At 42.7% G+C, this 14,456-nt stretch carries 13 protein-coding genes; 9 read left to right on the plus strand and 4 right to left on the minus strand.

What is annotated here, in order from left to right:
• Positions 1-78: 78 nt before the first annotated feature.
• The 3 genes from ccsB to IQ276_RS03360 all read left to right on the plus strand — a co-directional run bounded on the left by ccsB (position 79) and on the right by IQ276_RS03360 (position 2,555).
• Entirely contained in the window at positions 79-1,152 is a 1,074-nt protein-coding gene (gene ccsB / locus IQ276_RS03350) for a c-type cytochrome biogenesis protein CcsB (protein ID WP_235115381.1), read from the plus strand.
• A 201-nt stretch (positions 1,153-1,353) separates the two neighbouring features.
• On the plus strand, positions 1,354-1,623 hold the full coding sequence (locus IQ276_RS03355) for a KGK domain-containing protein (RefSeq protein WP_235115382.1): 270 nt from the start codon (positions 1,354-1,356) through the stop codon (positions 1,621-1,623).
• A gap of 146 nt (positions 1,624-1,769) precedes the next feature.
• Complete coding sequence (locus IQ276_RS03360) at positions 1,770-2,555, plus strand: Uma2 family endonuclease (RefSeq protein ID WP_193920265.1); 786 nt, start codon at positions 1,770-1,772, stop codon at positions 2,553-2,555.
• A gap of 769 nt (positions 2,556-3,324) precedes the next feature.
• On the opposite strand, the gene IQ276_RS03365 is transcribed toward IQ276_RS03360, so the two are convergent.
• The 3 genes from IQ276_RS03365 to IQ276_RS03375 are packed head-to-tail and all read right to left on the minus strand — an operon-like array spanning position 3,325 to position 7,300.
• Positions 3,325-3,603 carry a tetratricopeptide repeat protein gene (locus tag IQ276_RS03365; protein WP_193920267.1) on the minus strand — a complete coding sequence of 93 codons (279 nt, stop codon included), beginning with the start codon at positions 3,601-3,603 and terminating at the stop codon, positions 3,325-3,327.
• 18 nt (positions 3,604-3,621) lie between these two features.
• Positions 3,622-6,972: a tetratricopeptide repeat protein gene (locus IQ276_RS03370; protein ID WP_193920269.1), complete on the minus strand. Its 3,351-nt coding sequence runs from the start codon at positions 6,970-6,972 to the stop codon at positions 3,622-3,624.
• Position 6,973: 1 nt separating this feature from the next.
• The gene (locus IQ276_RS03375) at positions 6,974-7,300 is read right to left on the minus strand and encodes a hypothetical protein (protein WP_193920271.1); all 327 of its coding nucleotides are present in this window, start codon (positions 7,298-7,300) and stop codon (positions 6,974-6,976) included.
• A gap of 218 nt (positions 7,301-7,518) precedes the next feature.
• Between IQ276_RS03375 and tilS the strand changes: the two genes are divergently transcribed.
• From tilS to IQ276_RS03390, 3 genes are read left to right on the plus strand one after another with little or no spacing between them, the layout of a single operon-like run.
• On the plus strand, positions 7,519-8,580 hold the full coding sequence (tilS, locus tag IQ276_RS03380) for a tRNA lysidine(34) synthetase TilS (protein WP_235115383.1): 1,062 nt from the start codon (positions 7,519-7,521) through the stop codon (positions 8,578-8,580).
• Positions 8,581-8,610: 30 nt separating this feature from the next.
• A complete protein-coding gene (locus IQ276_RS03385; RefSeq protein ID WP_235115384.1) occupies positions 8,611-8,910 on the plus strand; it encodes a type II toxin-antitoxin system HigB family toxin in 300 nt (99 codons plus the stop codon).
• Positions 8,894-9,295, plus strand: coding sequence for a helix-turn-helix domain-containing protein (locus tag IQ276_RS03390; protein WP_193918982.1), 402 nt, complete (start codon positions 8,894-8,896; stop codon positions 9,293-9,295). The genes IQ276_RS03385 and IQ276_RS03390 overlap by 17 nt, the downstream gene beginning before the upstream one ends.
• A 204-nt stretch (positions 9,296-9,499) precedes the next feature.
• Here the strand turns inward: IQ276_RS03390 and hmpF are convergent, their stop codons facing one another.
• The gene (hmpF, locus tag IQ276_RS03395; protein ID WP_193918980.1) at positions 9,500-11,260 is read right to left on the minus strand and encodes a pilus motility taxis protein HmpF; all 1,761 of its coding nucleotides are present in this window, start codon (positions 11,258-11,260) and stop codon (positions 9,500-9,502) included.
• A gap of 596 nt (positions 11,261-11,856) precedes the next feature.
• Here hmpF and IQ276_RS03400 point away from each other — a divergent pair.
• The 3 genes from IQ276_RS03400 (at position 11,857) to IQ276_RS03410 (ending at position 14,447) form a co-directional block, all read left to right on the plus strand.
• Positions 11,857-13,035 (plus strand): response regulator, encoded by a 1,179-nt coding sequence (locus tag IQ276_RS03400; protein WP_193918977.1) that lies wholly within the window; start codon positions 11,857-11,859, stop codon positions 13,033-13,035.
• A 502-nt stretch (positions 13,036-13,537) separates the two neighbouring features.
• Positions 13,538-13,903, plus strand: a complete 366-nt coding sequence (locus tag IQ276_RS03405; protein ID WP_012412195.1) for a response regulator transcription factor — start codon at positions 13,538-13,540, stop codon at positions 13,901-13,903.
• A gap of 13 nt (positions 13,904-13,916) precedes the next feature.
• Positions 13,917-14,447, plus strand: coding sequence for a chemotaxis protein CheW (locus IQ276_RS03410; protein WP_073641039.1), 531 nt, complete (start codon positions 13,917-13,919; stop codon positions 14,445-14,447).
• The last annotated feature ends 9 nt before the right edge of the window (positions 14,448-14,456 follow it).

Below are 14,456 nucleotides of genomic sequence, written 5' to 3' on the forward strand. Positions count from 1 at the left end.
TTCCCCATTCCCCTATAACCAGATAGGATCAGAACAGTCAGAATCGATATTTTAAAGAATCCACGGAGAGAAGACTTTATGAATCTGGTTGTACTCCAGAACTGGCTGGACAATGCTTCCTTTGCCGTATTATTCCTGACAATGCTGGTGTATTGGGGAGGAGCGGCTTTTCCGAATCTGCCTTATCTAGCCGCTTTGGGGACAGCTGGGATGGCGATCGCTAATTTGTGTATAGCTACACTATTAGGGGCACGATGGATCGAAGCTGGTTATTTTCCCCTCAGCAATTTGTATGAATCTCTGTTTTTCTTAACTTGGGGAATTACTACAGTTCATCTGATTGCTGAAAACAGCAGCCGTAGCCGCTTAGTTGGAGTTGCTACGGCTCCAGTGGCAATGGCGATCGCGGCTTTTGCTACCCTGACATTACCATCTCAGATGCAACTGTCGGAACCCCTAGTACCTGCCTTGAAGTCAAATTGGCTGATGATGCATGTCAGCGTCATGATGTTGAGTTATTCTGCTTTGATGGTGGGTGCATTATTAGCGATCGCTTTTCTAATTGTCACTCGCGGTCAAGACATCCAACTACAAGGTAGTTCTGTTGGTACTGGTGGCTATCGTAGCAACGGCTATCGCTTAAATAAACCAGCTGAACTAATTTCTGAATCAGCAGCCCCCTCTGCCGAAAATAACGGCTTTGCCCGTTTTGAAACTAGTAGCAACGGCAACGGTAACGCTAACACCGCTGTTTTGGGTTTAGTCACAACAACCCCAATCCAAAATCCAAAATCCGAAATCCAAAATTCGGAACCTCTTTCACCCCAGCGCCTTAGCCTTGCCGAAACTCTCGACAATATCAGCTATCGCATCATCGGACTAGGATTTCCCCTGCTGACAATTGGTATCATTGCCGGTGGCGTTTGGGCTAACGAAGCTTGGGGTTCCTATTGGAGTTGGGACCCCAAAGAAACTTGGGCGTTAATCACCTGGTTAGTGTTCGCAGCTTACCTTCATGCCAGAATTACTCGCAGTTGGCAAGGGCGGCGTCCCGCAATTTTAGCTGCCACCGGCTTTGTTGTTGTCTGGGTTTGCTATCTCGGTGTAAATCTTTTAGGGAAAGGTTTGCATTCTTACGGTTGGTTTTTCTAAAAACCTCATCAAAATAGTGCTAAGTGTTAAGTATTTTTTACTCATCACTTAGCACTTCTAACTCATAACTTATTACAACTACTAAATCTATAAAATCATCATTTTATTTCGGATGAACTGCTAAATCTTTGGAAAGTATAGATTTAGTGATAGGAGATTTTTATGGAAGATGGATTCGAGAGACTAAATCACGATGAAGTTGTGTCTATAGAACCAGACACTTTTAATAAGCTAAATATTGCTAAAACTTTTAAAGTTCGTGATTTGATTACAGCAATTAAGGAATATATTGGAGCAGAGGATACAAATGAAGTAGATTTGTATACCCAAGGTTTAAATTGTGAAGTTTTGCAATTTAGTACTCAGGGATGGAAAAAAGGAAAAGTCAGACTTGCTTTAGAATTTTGTCCTGAGGGTTCTGAATCACCACTTGATGAAATTTTTCAAAAGCTCAAACAAGTGGAAAACTAATATCCAATTAGCACAAGATCCCCGACTTCTTAAAGAAGTCGAGGATCTGAGCCTCTCGATGTTTGCAAATAAAATAAGATGTGCTGAATTGCTATCAAAATTCATTAATAAAGATGCATTAATAACTGAAAAACGGTAAATCTATCATGCTAAATTACGATCCATTAGCTTGTTTGCCCTCATCTGAGGAACTGCCAGACTCTGACGATACGCCAGTGGATAATGAATTACAAGATTTAATTCCCGGTTTACTTAAAGCGCTTCTGGCGATCGCTTGGGCAGAACGCATGGATTGGTATTTTGGCGTAGATATGGGTATTTATTATGACCCAGACTTACCAGCAATAGTCCCAGATGGGTTTTTGAGTCTGGGCGTTGAGCGATTTTATCATGAAGACCTCCGTCTTAGTTATGTGCTTTGGGAAGAAAGGAGAGTACCAGTATTAGCGCTAGAAGTAGTATCTCAAAAATATCGTGGTGAGTACTCTACTAAAAAAACAGAGTATGCGAAATTAGGGATTTTATATTATGTAGTCTACAATCCGAATCGTCGCCGAAAGCCACGGTTGGAAATATACAAATTAATTAATGGTGGTTACACTGCATTAGAAGATAGTAATCCCGTTTGGCTACCAGAGATTGGTTTAGGAATTGGCATGGAACGGGGAACTTATCTAGGCATTCCTCGCCAGTGGTTGTATTGGTATAACCAGCAAGGGGAAAAGCTTTTAACACCAGAAGAAGACGCAAAACTCGCTAAACAAGAAACCCAGCAAGCAAAACAAGAAGCGCAGCAAGCACAGCAAGAAGCGCAGCAAGCAAAACAAGAAGCGCAACAAGCACAGCAAGAAGCTCAACAAGCACGACGACGTGCTGAATTATTAGCAGAACAGTTGCGATCCCTCGGCATAGATCCTGATTCTCTCACCTGAATTGCTATCAAAATTCATTTATAAAATTACGAGAACGGTTGCGATCGCTTGGCATAGATCCTGATTCTCTCACCTGAATTGCTCTCAAAATTCATTAATGAAATAAAGCATAACAATTGCGTAGACGCATTAGCGAAGCGGTAGCGACGTTCGCGCAGCGTCTCGCAGAGAAGGAGCGTCAGCGGCTTGTCGTTAGACATCGCTCGGTGTAGATCCTGATTATCTCATTTGAAAAAGGGAGCAAAGACGCAATAAATCCCATAATCACGAAGACGCGATAAATCGCCGTCTTTACAAAGGAATGATTATTGTAGAGACGGCGATTTATCGCGTCTCTTGCCTTAACCGAACAACATTGCGAGGTTCACGAATGAAGCTCCGAGGTTCATTAACGGAGTTCAAAGACTCATTCACGAGTATAAAAGACTCGTCCACGAATATCAAAGACTCATTCACGAGTATCAAAGACTCATTCACGAGTATCAAAGACTCATTCACGAGTATAAAAGACTCGTCCACGAATATCAAAGACTCTCGCGCGAATATCAAAGACTCTCGCGTGAATATCAAAGACTCGTCCACGAATATCAAAGACTCATTCACGAGTATCAAAGACTCATTCACGAGTATCAAAGACTCATTCACGAGTATCAAAGACTCGTCCACGACTATTAAAGACTCATTACAGCAATTTTCATTTATTTAGAAAACACTCTCGCGTTCTTCTTTGCGCCTTTGTGTGAGATAAAAAATCTTTTGGTGCTAGTAATTACGAATTACGCATTACCCTATCAAGACTTGCACTCACACTTTCAGCATCCGGTGACTTCAATCGCTGCAAAATCTCTAAAGCTGGTTGCAAATAGGATATCGCTTTAGTGTATTCACCCTGCTGTTCTGCCAAATGTCCTAACCACCACAGAGTATTTGCTTTGCCTTTGGCATTACCAACGCGTTCATTTATTTCCAAAGACTGATTGAAAAGTGCGATCGCTTCATCCACATTCCCTTTGTTGGCGTAGAGAATTGCCAGTTGGTGCAACGTCACCGCTTTCCCTTGGACATTTTACGAATTACCCATTACCCTATCAAGACTTGCACGCACACCTTCAGCATCCGGTGACTTCAATCGCTGCAAAATCTCTAAAGCTGGTTGCAAATAGGATATCGCCCTAGTGTATTCACCCTGCTGTTCTGCCAAACCTCCTAACCACCAAAGATTCATTGCTTTGCCTTGGACATTACCAATACGTTCATTTATTTCCGAAGACTGATTGAAAAGCGCGATCGCGTCTTTGACTTTTCCCAAGTTGGCATAGAGAATCGCTAGTTGGTGCAATACCGCCGCTTCGCCTTGAACATCACCAATGCATTTCATAATTTCTAAAGACTGATTGAAAAGTGCAATCGCTTTTTCGATATTTCCTTTCTTCACGTAGAAAATTGCTAGTTGGTACAACGTCGCTGCTTTTCCTCGGAGATCACCAATGCGTTCTTTTAGTTCCAAAGATTGGTTCAAGAGTGCGATCGCTTCATCCACATCTCCCTGATTACCATAGATACGTCCTAATTCATGCAAAGTCGCTGCTTTTCCTTTAATATCGCCAATGCGTTCTTTTAGCTCTAAAGATTGGTTCAAGAGTGCGATTGCTTGATCAACTTCCCCTTTGATGGCGTAGATACGTCCTAATTCATGCAAAGTTGCTGTTTTACCTTGAAGATCACCAATAGGTTCATCAATTTCAAGGACTTGCTTGTAAAGTGCGAGCGCTTGATCAACTTCCCCTTTATTGGCGTAGATCATTCCCAGTTGGTGCAACGTCGCTGCTTTGCCTTCGACATCACCAATGCGTTCATTTATTTCCCAAGACTGATTGTAGAGTGCGAGCGCTTGATCCACTTCCCCTTTGATGGTGTAGATATCTGCAAGTTGGTGCAACGTCGCCGCTTTTTGTTGTTCGTCCTTTGGAGGACAAAGATTTAGAACTTGATGATAATGTGCTAATGCTTTATTAAGTTCACCCAGTTCTTTTTCAGATGTAGCTAGTTCGTGCAAAATACCATAGTTTTCAACAACTTCTAAGGTAATTCGACAAACTTCAACAGCTTCTCGATAGCGACTACCTTTTACCCATTGTCTTGTTAAAGCAGTTGCAATTTTTCCCGCAATTTCTCCATCCTTCCCCAACAACGCCAAACGATGAATTTCTAAAATTTGTGCTTCCGTAGAACTTTCCGCCTCTTCCCACCACAGACGATACAAAATTTGTGCAGCTTGTTTATGCAACTCTTCACCCTTGGGGTTTTCTGGAAACTCTAGCAACGGTGACAAAATCCGGGGAACACGATACAACCTCTCTGTGTTGTTGGTGAGGGTAACTTCCAACAAACCCAAAATTTCAGCGCGTTGAATATGACTTTCCCAACTTGAGATATCCTCACAAATCGTGTCAATAGCAGCTAGAGGAACAGGTAACTCATACACCAACAACTTCCCCAGCATTTGACGCAAAGCTGGAGTTTGCTGCTTCAGCAATTCCTGTGCCAAAATATCCTCACGAAATTCCTTTTCCTTATCTGCCATCTTTTGCAGAATCATCTCAACTCCCCTCTCGGCTTCTGGCGACATCGGGGAATTTTGCAAAATCTTATCTAACCATTCCAACAGCCGAGGATTTCCATCAGCTGCTTTTTTGGCACGTTCGGGCAAATCTGGCTGAAATTGCCAACTGCCATTAAACGAATCCAGACGATTATACTTTTTAATTAAATCTGCCCCACCCAAAGCCCCCAGAGGTTCGCGGTACAGACGATGATTCAGTTCCGACAAAGTGAAATTGTAGCGACAGGTAATAATTACCTTGTGGGGAAGTTGGGAATTTTGCATCGCCTTCAGCAACGCCAGCAGTACATCCACAACTTGTGGTTGCAAGACATAAACCCCATTTCGTAATTCCAAATTAGCCTCAAAGTCATCCAGCACAAAGGCAAAGCGCTGTTCTTTGGTATTCAGTCCTTCAGTGAAAAACTTGGTGAGGCGCTGCATCAAGGGTAACTTGCCATTGAGAATTTCATGCCCCCGTTCCGAGGTACATTGTTCAGCAAGGGTTTTGAGCAGTTTGTCCTCATCCAGTTGCCGAAAGTTCACCAGCCTGTGATAGCCAACCATCCTTTCCAGAAGTCGCGCTGTCACAGTACTCTTACCCACACCCCCCAGTCCGTGAATTAGTACCCCTAATGAAGTGCGAATTGCTTTGAGACAACGTTGCAAAGTCCGCCGTCTCCCAACAAACTCAGAGGGTTTCGCCACCCGCACCAGTTGGGTATCGGGATCTAAAAACAGATCATAAGCAGGTTCCGGCGCAGAAGGTGGCACATCTCCCAACACTTCCACCAACGCACCGGGACATTCTCCCTGGACATATAACCGTAACAAATGCCAGTCACGCACTTTCTGTTTAAACAACTGCTGGTAAGTGCTAGCGAGTGCTTCAGCTAATTGATATCCGGCAGCCAATTTGCCGTATAGGTGGGCGGCGGCGGCTGTAGCTGTCCGATCTTCCACAGGCCGCCCCCAACTTAAAACCGCGATCGCCCCCTGTGCAATAAGTGCCTCAGCCATTGAAGGGACAGCCCCTTTATCTGGTGCTTGTCCAGTCCGACACCCAGATAAAAACACCAACTTGGGAAAGCGAAACCGGAAGACTTCCGCAAGTTCTGCGGCTGTGGTTTCGTGGCGATCGCCGATTTCCGTCTCAGTGATAAAGTAAGGCGTGTAAGGTGCTTCATCTTTAATTGAGGCGTGTCCTGTGAGGTGAAACACATCAAAGTCATTAAAATAGCGACTCCACACCTTACCCAACTCGCTAACGCAACCGCTTTCTTCCACCCGCAAATCTAAAGCAAAATCTCGCGTATCTGCCAGAATTCTCGCTTCTTCCTGTTCAAACTCTAACTTTGGTTGCACATCTTCCGGATCGGTTGCCATAAACAATACTCGCAATTGTCGTGGTTCCACAGAAAAGCCTGCCGTTTCTTTCTCAATCCAGCGCAGAGGTAAAACCACTGGATTAACCCGCTTGACCAAAAAATCCTCACCATCATGCAGCACTTCCCAAGGTAGATGTGCCAATTTTTGCTCAGTATCAATGGCAATTACCAACCCCTCACCGCGACAGTTAGCAATTCCTCGACTCAACCACCGTCCATCCCCATCCAACCAAAAAAATAACTGCTGCCCGATTCCTGGTAAATTGGGCAGCAGTTTATAGTAATCTCGTTCACCTTGCTTAAGGAAATCAGCGATTTCTGCTAATTTCAGACGACGTGATTCATAGTGCTTTATTTGAGGTAGCCAATACCTGAGTTCAACTGTTTCCTGCGTACTTTCCCGAAGTTGAATGCGGATAGTTTGCACTTTATTTGCTGAGAGATTTGAGGATTTCCGTGATTTCCTCTAGAGTAGCATCTTCAAGTAAAATCCTGTTTCCCGTATCAGGGTCAAGAATTACCACATCAAATTGCTTCCCTGGATGGGATTTATGCCATTCTTGATACCATTTGCGGATTTGTTCAGCTAAAGCCGCAACACCACCCACAATGCCAACAACGGTAGCAATAGCTGCCAGAGTTCCCTCTTTTTGAGTTTGTACTTCATAGCTTCCCGATATTCCGGGAATTTCTAGCAATGCTTCGGCTGCTGTTGGTGCGTCTTCGCCTTCGATTCCGATTTGAATTTGTGGCATAAGGTTATCTGTGAATTTATCCAAGATTCTGTATATTATGCGTTGAATTAGGGATAAGGTTCACGCACAGAAGCAGAGAGAATTGCAAAATTATTCACTTGATGTTGCAAGAATTGCCTAAAATAAGGCAACAAACTCAAACCTGGAAACCCAAATTGAATCTGACCAATTACGAATTACGAATTACGAATTACGAATTAGTATGAGAAGTTCTAAAAATGGTATGGACTCCTCTACACGCAAAAATCCATCGCACAATGCGATCGCGCCATTTATTTGAGCGCAACCAACGGCTATTAGTCGCTGTCTCCGGTGGACAAGATTCTTTATGCTTAATAAAATTACTTTTAGATTTACAATCCAAATGGGGATGGGATTTAAGTATTGCCCACTGCGATCATCGCTGGCGTCCTGACTCCCAAGCTAATGCTAATCACGTAGAAAACTTAGCTAAAACTTGGGGTATATCCTTTCATTTAGAAACAGCCAACGAACCGATAAATAGTGAAGCTGCTGCACGCGATTGGCGGTATGAAGCTTTAAGTGCGATCGCCCAAGCAAATAATTATCAATATATCGTTACAGGACACACCGCCAGCGATCGCGCCGAAACTCTCCTCTACAACTTAATTCGCGGTACTGGTGCCGATGGCTTGCAAGCCCTGACTTGGCAACGTCCCCTAACTACAGGCATTATGCTAGTGCGTCCACTTTTAGAAATTACTCGCGCCCAAACACAGCAATTTTGTCAAGAATTTAAATTGCCGATTTGGGAAGATTCCACCAATCAAGATTTAAAATACGCCCGCAATCGCATTCGCCAAGAGCTAATACCATATTTACAAGAAAATTTCAACCCCCAAGTAGAATCCGCCTTAGCCCAAACGGCAGAACTTCTCCAAGCCGAAGTAGAATATTTGGAAAAAGCCGCCCAGCAGTTACGGGAAGAGGCATTGGGCATGGGTGAGAATGAAAAATTACCTCTTTATCCTCTGCTCCCTGCTAAGAGTTCCCCTGCTTTATCCTCATCTCCCCTACTCCCCACTCCCCACTCCCCACTCCCTTTACGCTTGAATCGTCGGGTATTGCAGAAAGCACCACTGGCGTTGCAACGTCGCGTGATGCGTCAGGTGTTGCAGCAAATACTGACTGAGGCACCTGGTTTTGAACACATTGAAAAATTAACGGCTTTAATTACAGCGCCCAACCGATCGCAAACCGATCCATTTCCTGGTGGTGCGATCGCTCAAGTACAAGGCGATTGGATCTGTTTGAAATAGTTATTTAAAGTCTTTTTGTTATCAGGGACAATGCACATTATTAGTTTTAGAATCTTAAGAGAATATGCAGAAAAACATGCAGATTGCCAGGAAGTATTAAGCAATTGGTATAAAGTTGCCACTAAAGCTAAATGGTCAAATTTAGTTGAAGTACAGCAGGTTTTTCCTAAAGCTGAAGCTGTTGGGAATTTTACAGTTTTCAATATTAAAGGAAATAAATATCGCTTGATTGTTAGTATAGATTATGAAGGGCAGTTAATTTATATTAAGTATATCCTCACCCATGCGGAATACGATAAGGAGAACTGGAAAGATGACCCTTACTTTTAATCCAGATAAATACAAGGAATTATTAACAGCTTATCTTCCCAAATTGATAAGAACTGAAGCTGAAAATGATCAAGCTTTAAGGATAGTGGAAGATTTAATGCACCGGGAACGTACCCCAGAAGAAGACGAACTGTATCAGTTATTAATTACTTTAATTGAAAAATTTGAACAAGAATATTATCAGCCAAACCAGCAGAATAATCCTGTATCTATGTTGTTATTTATTTTAGAGGAATCTGAGAGAAGTAGAGATGATTTAGTAGCGGTCTTAGGAACAGAAGATTTGGTTGATAATATTTTAAATGGACAACAGAAGATGGATAGAGAACAAGCGCATAAGCTGGGAGAGTTTTTTCATGTAGAATCTAGTTTATTTATGGAGTAATAACTAAGCTCTTTCATTGCTAACAATCACCTCCAAGAAAGCGATCGCAGAGCAGGCAAGGCAATTAATTCAACCAGCTTATCTACAGGTCTCATACGAATTTCAAAAATGATTCCGACAGATGGATTCATACAACCCAGATGCAGAAGGCAATTTTCAATCCAAAATCCAAAATGAGCCACTACCTTCAGCACTAGGCACTTTTTAAGACGCTAACAATTCTGGTTGAGATATCAAACTTTGAAGAGTTTGGCGCATCTGAGCGATCGCTTGGACTTGAGAATCGCCACTTTCCTGGAATCGATCCAAACATTCTCCGATTCCTTGGAGCTTTTGCCGTAAGCCGTCTAGACAATCCTGAATTGGTTGTAGTGCTTCTTCGTAGAGATTGACTCGACCACAGCATTGAGCAGTTGCTGTTCTTAGGGACACCAAGTTTTCTTCGATCGCTTTAAGTTCTTGCTGCTTCTCTTCCAAATCGTGAGTTTGATTATCAATCATACCTTGAGCTAGATCGATACCAGCACGCATCTGCTCAATCTCACGTTCTAATTTTTGGATTTCCTGTGAATATTGTTGTCGCTGGGTTTCAATTTGTAACAGAACTGGTGCTAAATTAATTTGATTACCCTCTTCTTCATCAGCAACAGTATGTCCTTGCCGCCGCAGCAATACATTTTGGTGTTGCTTGAGAAACTTCTCATGCTGTAACATGTTGCGGCGTTGTCCCACCAAACTGGAGTTTAGCATCTGATAAAGGTCTTTTTCATCTGTTAGTTCCAGTTCTAAATTAATATGATCCTGGTCAGATGCTTGGTTTAATTTATTTTGCAGTTCTTCTATAGCTTCTTGCTTATATTTAAGTTCTTGTTCTTGATCGTGAACAAAGCTAGCGTCTATTTCCAATTTATGCTGTAAATCTTGGACTATTTTTTGTAGTTCTTCTAGAGGCATTTTTTGTAAAGCTTCGACATCAACTTGCTGTCCTAAAACTACATCACCAGATGTTGCAGCTAAGGTATGAATTTGTTGATATAAATCTTCTTGATTGCGTAACTGTTCTTTAAGTAACTTAATATACTCTTGCTTGTTGTTAAGCTCGGCTGTACTGACCTGCAATTGGGCTGTTTGCTGGGCTAGAGAATTTTGTCCTTGTTGCCATGCGTTTTGGCGATCGCCCAATATTTGTGACAAGCGCTCAACTTCTTCCTGTTGTTGAGCGATGGCAGTTTTTTGCTGCTGGAGTTGTTCCCAGTGTGAAGTCAGAATAGCTTGCTGATTTTCTACCAATTCAAAGCCAAGATGAACGTGTTCTGTCAGTGTTTCTGTGGGAGGAACGCGACTTGATAAGCGATCGAGTAACTCACTCATCGCCCGACTTTGCTCCTCATCCAAAACCGTTCCTTGTTTAAAATCTGCTTGACGCTCCTCTAGGCGACGCTGCTCACCGCGCAAATGCTCCCAAGCACCTTCCAATTCCTGACGGTTGCGCTCAATTTCTGCTTGTAAACGTTCAATTTCCCCACGGGATGTATCAACTTCCTGTTTTTGTTCCTCTAGTTGTTGCGACTCATCCTCCATCTGTTGCAACTGTTCCAGGCGTGCTTCCATTTCCATTTCACGGCGATTCAACTCTTGCGCCTGAAACGTCAGCGACTGTTTCCACTGATCGATCTCATCTTCCTTGAGCTTAAATTTTTCCAATTGGCGGGAAAAATTCTGCAAAATATTGACTAGCGGCCGCCCTGCTTCTTGAATCCGTTGTACTTGACGATTCGGATTCAGTTCAACCAGTACCAAGGCGCCATCATTTAATTTACTTGCGTCCTCAGCGGCAATCACTTCTTCCGACACAGTACTCCAATTCTGGTCAGTTCGCTGACAAGCTAGTAGTTTCAGTTCGGTTTTGCCACCACCACTGAGTAAACCACCTTTCTGTTTTTGTACTTCTGCTAAATACAGCACACTGTTAGTCCTTATTGATGCACTTAAAGTTAGTGTTTTGAGATATACCTGAGATAATTCTGTTCACTTGTCTCACTGAACCGGAGTTGAGCAGAACAAAACAGACAAAACTATTTATAGACGCGAGATGCTACGTCTTGATACTTATAGAAGCGACTTGACCACGCCTTTATATTTTGTACTGATGACAGGGATGATGACTTCCGTGTTAACACTAGCTTTGTGAAAGTGTATTACGAAAAATTAAGGTTTATAGCTTAATTTCTAACTTGATGAGAACAAGGGATAAGGTCACAATCTTTCCAATTCCCTGCGATCGATACTTACAGCAGAATTCAAAATTCAGAATGGGCTACGCCCCGCTGCGCTAACACAAGTAAACAGGGTTTAGAAGTAGCTTTGAGGCTAAGCTTGCGTGTTTCACTTTCCTTGAAATCTGCTGTAAACAAAAAGTCAGAATTTAGAATTGGTGAATTCACCAATACTTGAAGCGGGTAAAGCAGGGTAAGAGAAATAACTCCTAACTCCTAAATTAAACTACCTGACGTAATTAACAAATAATATAAACGCCATCATAAGGAGTACTTTTTAGCTCAATGCAGGGAAATTTAAATGAAATTGATATTTGCAGTATTCTGCAATTAATTGAGTTGGGACAACGAACAGGGCAACTATGGGTAGAAGCTCATAGCTCTTACCACAACAACAAAGCTGGTGAAGACGGAGCTAGTAAATATCTCTCAAAACAACAGTCTTGGTTCGTTTTTTTCCTCAATGGTCAAATCATCTATTGCCAACAAGGAGAAAGTAGCTTATCCAGGATTAGCGATTATTTACGTCATTACCGAGTTGAGATGCGACTTGCCGACAAACAAATTGCCTCCTTATCATCAACCGATGCACCAGAGTACGCATATCTTTGGGCACTACTGGAACAGAATATCATCAACCCCAAGATAGCTGCTAGTATTATCCAGGGTTTGGTACATGAAAGCCTGTTTGACCTGCTGAGCTTACATCAAGGTAATTTTATTTTCCGTCAAGGCGCGGCACTTGCCCCGCAATTAAACACTTTTGAGATTAGCCGCTTTGTGACAAAAATTACTAAGCAGCTACAAGAGTGGAAGCAACTTTATCCACACATTCAGTCTCCCGAACAATTACTCGTGCTATCTGACAAAGTTCAGACACACTCATCGCTACCAGCAGCAACCGTCAATAAACTACAACATTGGGCTGATGGTAAAACATCCCTGCGTCAACTGGCTCGTTATCTCAACCGAGATATTTTGACAGTCGCTAAGGCAATATATCCATATGTGCAGCAGAGTTGGCTACAGTTAGTATATTCAGCGACAAATCAACCGGAGAGTCACACTGAGAACTGGGAATTGAATCAAAAAAACAGGGGGCGGATAGTATGTATTGACGATGCGATCGCCATCGGTGAGACTGTAAATTCCATCTTACAAACACAAGGTTATGAAGCGATCGTCCTCACCAATCCCCTAGAAGCAATCAGTCTGGTTTTTCAACTCAAACCGGATTTAATTTTATGCGACATTGCCATGTCGGAATTGGAGGGATACGAAGTTTGCGCCATGCTGCGACACTCAACGGCATTTCGGCTCACACCGATTATCATGCTTACTGGTAAAGATGGATTTATCGATCGAGTCAAAGCTAGCATGGTCGGCGCAACGGATTATCTAACAAAACCATTTACAGACACTGAATTACTCATGCTCGTGGGGAAATATATCAACAAACAATGAAAATGGGGCAGAAAAATTTTAGATTTTAGATTTTGGATTTTGGATTTTGCGAACGCGAGTGCGTGTCGCAGACAAAAGTTTCAGCTAGGGCTTTGGGCGTAGAAGCCCAGAGGGCAGCAAGACAGAGGCATCAAAGCTTTTCAAGACGGATTTTGGATTGAACAATCTAAAATCTAAAATCCAAAATCCAAAATAGCTAGGGCTTTCGGCGTAGAAGCCCAGAGGGCGGCAAGACAGAGGCATCAAAGCTTTTCAAGACGGATTTTGGATTGAACAATCTAAAATCTAAAATCCAAAATCCAAAATATAAAGCGATCCAATACTTGTGGATCTACTAAAAGATGAGGTAAAAGATGTTATCACAGAATGAGCCAACCCAGTGAAACCTCACTATCCAGGAAATTAGCGAAAAACTAAATTTAATTTATACAGTTAATACTTGCGGGGGAATCAGGGAATGTTCCAAATTAGGAACGTTACATCAGGAGGTAGATAGACACTTATGAGTACAGTTCTGATTGTAGAAGACAGTATCGCGCAAAGGGAGATGATTACAGATCTCCTGAAAGCAACTGGACTAACAGTCACCCATGCCAGTGACGGATTAGAAGCATTGGAGGCAATTCAAGTAGCACCTCCCGATTTAGTGGTATTGGATATTGTCATGCCCCGGATGAACGGCTACGAAGTTTGTCGGCGGTTAAAATCCGATCCGAAAACCCAAAATGTTCCTGTAGTTATGTGTTCTTCCAAAGGTGAAGAATTCGATCGCTACTGGGGCATGAAACAAGGTGCAGACGCCTACATCGCCAAACCCTTTCAACCAACTGAGTTGGTAGGAACAGTCAAACAACTGCTGCGAGGATAAGGATAAAAGCAATATGGTCAGCAAACCGGACTTTTTAAGTGGCAGTGGTCAAGATCATTTCCGACCAGAATTACAAGTAGAAAGTCCTGAAGGTGAGTTACATTTGAGGTTTTACATTCCCTCGCATCAGGAGTTTGCACTACAAGCAACTGGCATCCGGGAAGTAATTGAACTAAGTCCTGATAGAATCACCCCGATTCCTAATGCTTCTCCTTTACTTTTGGGTACTCTAAATTTACGAGGTCGAGTTATTTGGGTGGCTGATTTGGGTCAATTTCTGGGGGAACCAAGTGCATTAAACACAGATAAAGCTGAAATTCCGGTGATTGCCATTGAAGAACAAGACACAATCGTGGGTTTAGCAGTAGAAGAAATCGGTGGTATGGACTGGCTGGATGTCCAAAATCTCATGCCACCAACTAGTGTTCCAGATACTATGGCTCCTTTTTTACGTGGAGAGTGGGTACTAGGTGCTAAAAATAATCAGTGTCTACGACTGCTCGATCAAATGGCAATTATACGGAGTGCGCGATGGGCAGGATGAAATTGGAGG

Source organism: Desmonostoc muscorum LEGE 12446 (genome assembly GCF_015207005.2).
GTDB lineage: Bacteria > Cyanobacteriota > Cyanobacteriia > Cyanobacteriales > Nostocaceae > Nostoc > Nostoc muscorum.